Here is a 7,080-nt window from a genome sequence, read left to right on the forward strand (position 1 = left end):
AGCATCTGCTTGGTCAAGACGAAGGCGCGGGAAAGATGGCGCAGGCATTCCTTCTGCTCGTCGGCGGGCTTGCCGGCCACCGCGGTCACGCCCGCGACGCCGGCGTACCCCTTGCACCTCGGAGAGATGCCGAGCATGACCATCTCCCCCTCCGCGATCTCCCGGTCGCTGGCGGTCGGGACTACCGCGTTCGACCGCGGGCCGCTGCCGACGATGGCGGTGAAGGCGAAGCCGCTGGCGCCCGCCTTGCGCGCGGCGTGCTCGCCCTCCGCCGCCACCGCGTATTCCCGCACCCCGGGCGCGACCTGGGCCTGCATCGCCGCGATCGCGTCATCGGCCATGGCAAAGGCCTGGCGGATCATCTCCCGCTCCCATGGGCTCTTCATCGCGCGCAGCGCCTCGTAGCTTCCGGTGAGGTCCTGGAGCTCCACGCCGAGAAGAGCCTCGTTGATCTGCCGATAGACGCCGGCGGGCATGCGCTCGGCGCCTACGAGACCGGCGCGTCTGATCTTGCCCGCGCCGGCGACCTCGGCAAAGACCGCCGGCCAGTCGGTGATGACGGCGTTGGGGTACTCCTCGTCGGGGACCATGAAGCACGGCAAGTTGCGGGTCTCGGTGACCGCGCTGTCGAGCCGGGCGAAGGGCTCGCTCTCGGGGCCGCCGAGTATCAGCGGTTCCCCGTCGCGCGGCACCAGCACCGCGCCGCTCTCAAACTGCGGACACCAGCCGGTAAGGTACCAGCCGTTACCGATGTTGAACTCGTCGTAGTACACGAGCGCCAAGTCCAGATCCTCTTGCTGCAGGATGTCGCGCACCGCCGCCAGCCGGCGATCGCGCTCCTGCGTCGGCAGATAAGCCATTTCGCGATCTCCTTTCTCTGTCAGACGCAACCGCGGCGCGTCCGTCAGCCTCCCCAGCGCTGGAAACGCAGCACGTCCTGCAGCCGGCGCTTGGGAACGCGCAGGACGCCGTCGTCGCTCCGCGTCACCGCCACTGTGGCGGGCGCATCATAGGTCTCGGCGCGCTCGGCCGGATACCCCAGAGCGATCACCGCATAGAGTTCAAGCCCGGCCGGGATGGCCAGCAGCTCTTGCAGCGTATCGCGCCGCACCGACCCGATCCAGCAGCCGCCGAGGCCGTGCCCGTGCGCCGCCAGCAGCATGTTCTGCGCCGCCGCCGCGCAGTCGGAGGCATAGTTGCGATTGACCTCCGGGTCGGCGAGAATCGCGACGTAGGCCATCGGCCGCGCCTGCGGGGGTGGGTCGCCGGCCGCCGCCAGCCAGGCGACGCAGTCGTGCAGCCGCCCCACCAATTCCCGCTCCGACACCGCGATGAACCGGCACGGCTGGCGGTTGCCTGCGCTGGCCGCCAGCCGCCCCGCGTCGGCGATGGCGCGCAGGTCGTCGGCCGCCACCGGCCGCTGCTCGAAGCGGCGAATGGTGCGGCGGGACGCGATCGCTTGCTCCAGTTCCATCCGTCAGCTCCCTCTCGCTTGTCGCTGCGCCGCCATTGGCAGGCAGGAGGCGGGTTCCCGCGCTGCGAAACACGCCGGTGATGACCAGCGCATGCCAATCACCTCACCGCGACGAGCGCATCGGCGCGGCCCGCGGGGTCACCCTGCGGGCGGTGCTCCTGGGGGCGGCGCTGGTGCCCCTCAGCTGCTACTGGGTGATCATCATCGAGGTGCGCTGGTACACCCTCGACGGCAGTTGCACGCCCCTGTTCGTGACCCCGGTATTCATGCTCGCGGTGGTGACCGCAGGCAACCTGCTGTGGGGCCGGCTGGCGCCGCGGCGGGCGCTGACCCAGGGCGAACTGCTGACCGTGTACATCATGCTCGTCATGTCGGTGACGATGGCGGGCCACGATACGCTGCAGAACATGTTCGGCAGCATCACCCACTACGCCTGGTACACCCACCAAAATCCCAATCTCCCGTGGCCCGAGACCTTCGGTTCCCTGGTGCCGCGCCACCTCCAGGTGTGGGACCTCGAGGCCTTGCACGGCTTCTACGATGGAAACTCCACCATCTACCGCTGGTCCAACCTGCGCCCGTGGTTGGCGCCGCTGGGGTGGTGGTCGGCGTTGGTGATGGTGCTGGTGATGATGATGCTGTGCCTCAACGTCATCTTCCGCCGCGCCTGGACCGAGCACGAGCGACTCGCCTTTCCCATCATCCAACTGCCGCTGGCGATGACCACCGGCGGCGCCGCGACGACGTTCTTCCGCGCGCGCCTGATGTGGGCCGGATTCGTCATCGCCGCGGGCATTGGGCTGCTCAACGGTCTGCACCAGTTCTACCCGACGCTGCCCTTCCTGGGGGTGCGCTTCGCGGATACCTGGATCGCCTTTCACGCTTGGCCGTGGACCGCGGGGGGCAACCTGCCCCTGTCCTTCTACCCTTTCGCTATCGGCCTGGCGTACTTCCTGCCGCTCGATCTCTCCTTCTCCTGCTGGTTCTTCTACCTCTTTCGCAAGTTCGAGAACGTGGGCGGGGCGACCTTGGGCTTCGACCGCGCGCAGGACTTCCCTTACATCAACGCCCAGGCCTCGGGGGCGTGGGTGGGGCTCGCGGTGTTCCTGCTGTGGGCGACGCGCGGATGGCTGCGGCAGGTCTGGACCACGGCCTGGGGGCGGGGCCCGCTCGATGACAGCCGCGAGCCGCTGCGTTATCGCTCGGCCCTGCTGGCGCTGGCGGCGGGAGCGGTATTCGTGGCGGCGTTCTGGCATTATGCGGGCATGTCGTGGTACGCGATTGCGCCCTTCTTCGGGCTTTACTTCCTGCTGGCACTCGCCATGACCCGCGTGCGAGCTGAGCTGGGCGCGCCGCACGAGATCTACTTCGTCAACCCGGCGCAGATCATGGTCACCGCCCTGGGCACCGAGACCCTGGGCTCGCGCAACCTGGTGGGCATGGCGCAGACCCACTGGCTCAACCGCTGTTACCGCAACCACCCTATGCCCAACCAGCTTGAAGGGTTCAAGCTGGGCGAGGTCGCGGCGGTGGACCGCCGGCGCCTGCTGTGGGTCATGTTCGGCACCACCGCGCTCGCCATGGTGGCGACCTATTGGGCGCACCTGCACGAGTCATACCGCAGCGGCGCGCTGGTCAAGGACCTGGGGTTCAAATGGTGGGCCGGAAGCGAGGCTTTCGGGAGACTGCAGCACTGGATCGAGTCCGGCGAGCCCGCCCAGGGCGCCAACCGCATCGCGACCGCGGCCGGCTTCCTGTTCGTCGGCGCGCTGGGGCTCTTGCACGCGCGGTTCGGGTGGTGGCCCTTCCACCCGGCGGGCTACGCGCTGGGCGTGAGCTACGCCATGGACTACTTCTGGTTCGCCTTCTTCATCGCGTGGCTGGCGAAGCTGGTGCTGGTCCGCTATGGCGGTATGCGCATCCACCGCGCCGCCGTCCCATTCTTCCTGGGCCTCATCCTGGGCGACTACACCATCGGCTCGATTTGGGCCATCATCGGCCCGGTGGCCAACGTCGAGACCTACCAGATATTCATCCGTTGAACGGCGGCGTCTGTCGCTCACGGGCGACATCCTCGCCTTGACCGCGGTGCCGCAGACCTGATAACCTTGACCCAGGCAGGAATCTGCAGGGGAGCGCTCGTCGGCCGGGATGTGCGGTGCCAGGCCGGGGGGGCTCCCCGCGAAGGGAGATGCAATGGGTTGTGGTTGTAGCAGTTCGAAGGTCAAGAAATGCGCCGGCTGCGGCGCCGAAATGAAGGCCGAGCCCTACAAGAAGGGCGACAAGCTGTATTGCTGCAAGGGCTGCGCCGAGAAGTCAGCGTGCACCTGCTGACGAGAGTGGGATGAATGCCGGCGGCGCGATCCATGCGCCGCCGGCTCCGCTGCCGCTGCAACGGGGCGGCGTCGGCGCTCGTCATCCAAAGGGGTCACGGTGTCGCCGAGGCTGCGGGAGCTGCGCCGCCGGTTGAAGGCCGCGGGGCAGGCAGTCACGCTTGAGATTGACGGGCGCGCGCTGCACCTGACTCACCTCGACAAGACCTTCTGGCCTCAGTCGGGGCTGCGCCAGGGCGACCTCATCGCATACTACGTCGCTGTTTTCCCCTATCTGCTGCCGCATTTGCGCGACCGGCCGCTGGTGGCGGTCCGCTACCCGGAGGGTATCGAGGGCGAGCACTGGTTCCACAAGCGCGCCCCTGCCGGTACGCCGCCATGGGTGCGCTCGCTAGTGCGTCGCCACAGCGTCCTCCCTCGTCTGGCGTAACGCTGCGCGCGCACCTGCCGGTGGACGACGCCGAGCATGGGCGGCTCGCCAGTGACTTCCCGGCCGGGGGCGGCCAGGCTCCATCGCCGTCGGCGAGCAGGGCCGGGCGCATCCGGGCAGAACTACCATGATACCGGGGGCGTCATGCGTGCCGGCAGTCAACAAGCCTGGCTTGAAGGAGGTCCGTGATGCGTGGAACCTACAGAGTATTGATGGCAGCGGCTTTGGCCGTCTGGGCGGCGGTTGTCGGTCCCATGGTGGCGGCGCCCCAGCGGTACGCGGCGGGGATCGCAACCGGCCGGGCGTGGGCGGACGGAATGGCAGCTCCGACGGCGCAAAGCGCGACCGGTTCCGCCGACCGGTCGCACCTGCTTGCGGCGGCGAGACCATGGCGGACCGCGACGCAGATCGCCCGGATCAAGGCTAACTGCGGCGGCCCAGGGGAGACGTTCAGGTTCGTAGTGATGGGGGACAGCCGCTCCAATCCCAAGGTCTTCGGCGACCTGCTGGGAATCAGCGCGGGGTTGAGGCCGGATTTCTCCATCAACACCGGGGACATCGTGCCCGGCGGCAAGCCGGAGGAGTTCGCGCAGTTCTTCAGCCAGATCAACGACGTGCGCTGGCCGTTCCTGATCGTCATCGGCAATCATGAGCTGGGGCCGTCCGGCGGCGGGCTCTACCGGGATCTGTTCGGGCGGACCGACTACCACTTCGACTGCAAGGGGTACCGCTTCGTGAGCGTTGACAACGCGAGCAAGGCGATCAGCGCGCAGCGGTTGGCCTGGCTCGACCGGGCGCTGACGACGGACTTGCGCAAGATCGTCCTCATCCACCTTCCGCCGTCGGTGATCGAGGAGTGGAGCTGGCACTCGTTCGCCACGGGCGCGCGGGAATTCGCGGACCTGATGGCCGCCAAGCGGGTCGAGCGCGTTTACGTTGGTCACATCCACGGCTTCGATGTCGCGGAGCACCGGGGCGTGCGATACGTCCTGACCGGCGGCGCGGGCGCGCCGCTGTACGACGCGACCGCGCCCGGGAACTTCTACCATGTGGTGCAGGTGGAGGCCGGCCCCGACGGCCTGCGCGAGACGGTGCATAAGCTCGATGGCACGAGCTTCGTCATTGACCCGCGGAAATGGATCAGCGGTGCTGGGCAGTGACCGGCGGCGAGCGTGGCCAAGCCCCGGGGTGGCAGGCGGACGGAGGTCACCCGCGCGCAGGGGGCGGTGATCGGCGCCACTGCAGCCCTATGTGCCGCGGCGCCTCCACGGTGCGCACGACCGCAGCAGGAGGTACCCACCGCGATGCGCAACACCAATAGCAGGTAAGGGACGACGGGATCAAATTGGCGCGCGGTAGAGACAACCTGAAAGACGGCTCAACCCAGGCCCGAGGCCTCGATCTTCCCCATGAGGTGCGAGGATGGGCGGATGAATGGCTGGCCGCGGACGAGCCGATCGAGGCTGCGGCGGCCGGCGATGTTCTGGTGGATGGTCGCTTTGGCGTCTCATGGCTGGTGGTGACGGACCGGCGCCTGGCGGTAGTCGAGATCGAGGACGACGAGCTTCTGGTGCGTCACGATCTGCGGCTGGATGACCTCGATGCGGTGGAGATCGACGAATATGTGGGCGGCGGGGCGCTGAGCGCGATCCGCCGGGGCGAGCGCACCGAGCTCATCCGGTTCTCGCGCGCGCTCGAGGACCTGTTCCATGAGACGCGGGACCAGATCGCCGAGCGCCTGCGCGAACGCCGCCGCGCGGCCGGGGAGGAAACGACGGCCGCCACCGAGGTGGAGCGCGAGCGCCGGGAGCGCCCGCCCCTGCGGTGCCCGCAGTGCGGGCGGCCGCTCCCCGAGGGCGATATCTGTCGGGCGTGCATCAACCGCAAGCGGCTGATGATCCGCCTGTTCGGCTATCTGCGCCCGTACTGGCCTACGCTCACCCTCGGCGTCGCCGTTACTTTCGCCTTCACGTTGTCCCAGGCGGCCCCTCTTTGGTTGAGCAAGCACATCATTGACGACGCGATAACGCCTCGTAACTACGGCCTGCTGATGAAGTACGTGGTGGCGCTGCTGGGGGTGCTGCTGGCGCGCAGCGCGCTGACGTGGGGCAATTCCTACATCATCGCCACCCTCGGGCAGTACATCGTCGCCGACATCCGGCGCCATGCCTACAACCACCTGCAGAAGCTCGCCGTGAGCTTCTATGAGAAGCGCCAGACCGGGCAGCTGCTGAGCCGCATCACACACGACACCCAGCATATCCAGGAGTTCGTGGCCAGCAGCCTGCAGGACATCCTGGTGCAGGCGTTCATGGTCATCGTCGTCGTGGGCATAATGCTGGCGCAGAGTGTGCGCTTGACGCTGCTGGTGATGATACCGGTTCCGCTGCTGGTGCTGCTGTCCATCATGCTGGGGCGCCGGGTGCGCCGTTTCTATCGCAGCGCGTGGCGGCGCATGGGCTCCATCAACGCCATGCTCGCGGACACCATCCCCGGCGTGCGGGTGGTCAAGGCTTTCGCCCAGGAGCCGCGCGAGGCCGAGCGCTTCGAGCAGCGTGACCGCAGCTACGTCAGCGCCATCGTCGCGGCCGCGCGCACCCGCAGCGCGTTCTCGGCCCTGATGACCGCCTCCAGCGGCATCGGCACCATCATCGTTTGGTCATATGGCGGCAGTCAGGCCATCGGGATGCACCTTACCAGTCACGGCATGGAACGGAACCTGTCGGTTGGCACCCTCTTCATGTTCACTGGCCTTCTGTGGCAGCTCTACGGTCCGGTGACCACGCTCGCCAACCTCAATGAGCGCATCCAGCGCGCCACCACCTCCGCCGAGCGGGTGTTCG

Annotated in this window: 6 protein-coding genes; 4 read left to right on the forward strand and 2 right to left on the reverse strand. The window is 68.0% G+C overall.

The window, feature by feature from the left end; genetic code table 11:
- Positions 1 to 860, reverse strand: an 860-nt coding sequence (locus VM221_13910) for a M24 family metallopeptidase (protein HUT75917.1), incomplete at its 3' end; no start/stop codon positions are given.
- Between the two features lie 44 nt (positions 861 to 904).
- Complete coding sequence (locus VM221_13915) at positions 905 to 1,474, reverse strand: nitroreductase family protein (GenBank protein HUT75918.1); 570 nt, start codon at positions 1,472 to 1,474, stop codon at positions 905 to 907.
- A gap of 80 nt (positions 1,475 to 1,554) precedes the next feature.
- Between VM221_13915 and VM221_13920 the strand changes: the two genes are divergently transcribed.
- The 4 genes from VM221_13920 to VM221_13935 all read left to right on the forward strand — a co-directional run.
- Positions 1,555 to 3,516 carry a DUF6785 family protein gene (locus VM221_13920; protein ID HUT75919.1) on the forward strand — a complete coding sequence of 654 codons (1,962 nt, stop codon included), beginning with the start codon at positions 1,555 to 1,557 and terminating at the stop codon, positions 3,514 to 3,516.
- Positions 3,517 to 3,907: 391 nt separating this feature from the next.
- Positions 3,908 to 4,237, forward strand: a complete 330-nt coding sequence (locus VM221_13925) for a hypothetical protein (protein ID HUT75920.1) — start codon at positions 3,908 to 3,910, stop codon at positions 4,235 to 4,237.
- A 188-nt stretch (positions 4,238 to 4,425) separates the two neighbouring features.
- Complete coding sequence (locus VM221_13930) at positions 4,426 to 5,397, forward strand: metallophosphoesterase (protein HUT75921.1); 972 nt, start codon at positions 4,426 to 4,428, stop codon at positions 5,395 to 5,397.
- Positions 5,398 to 5,582: 185 nt separating this feature from the next.
- The coding region (locus tag VM221_13935) for an ABC transporter transmembrane domain-containing protein (protein ID HUT75922.1) at positions 5,583 to 7,080 on the forward strand (1,498 nt) is incomplete at its 3' end.

The organism is Armatimonadota bacterium, assembly GCA_035527535.1.
GTDB lineage: Bacteria > Armatimonadota > Hebobacteria.

Excerpts from the sequence above, each read along its gene's own strand:
- VM221_13930 (HUT75921.1), top strand. The coding sequence starts at position 4,426 with ATGCGTGGAACCTACAGAGTATTGATGGCAGCGGCTTTGGCCGTCTGG.
- VM221_13920 (HUT75919.1), top strand. The coding sequence starts at position 1,555 with ATGACCAGCGCATGCCAATCACCTCACCGCGACGAGCGCATCGGCGCG.
- VM221_13915 (HUT75918.1), bottom strand. The coding sequence starts at position 1,474 with ATGGAACTGGAGCAAGCGATCGCGTCCCGCCGCACCATTCGCCGCTTC.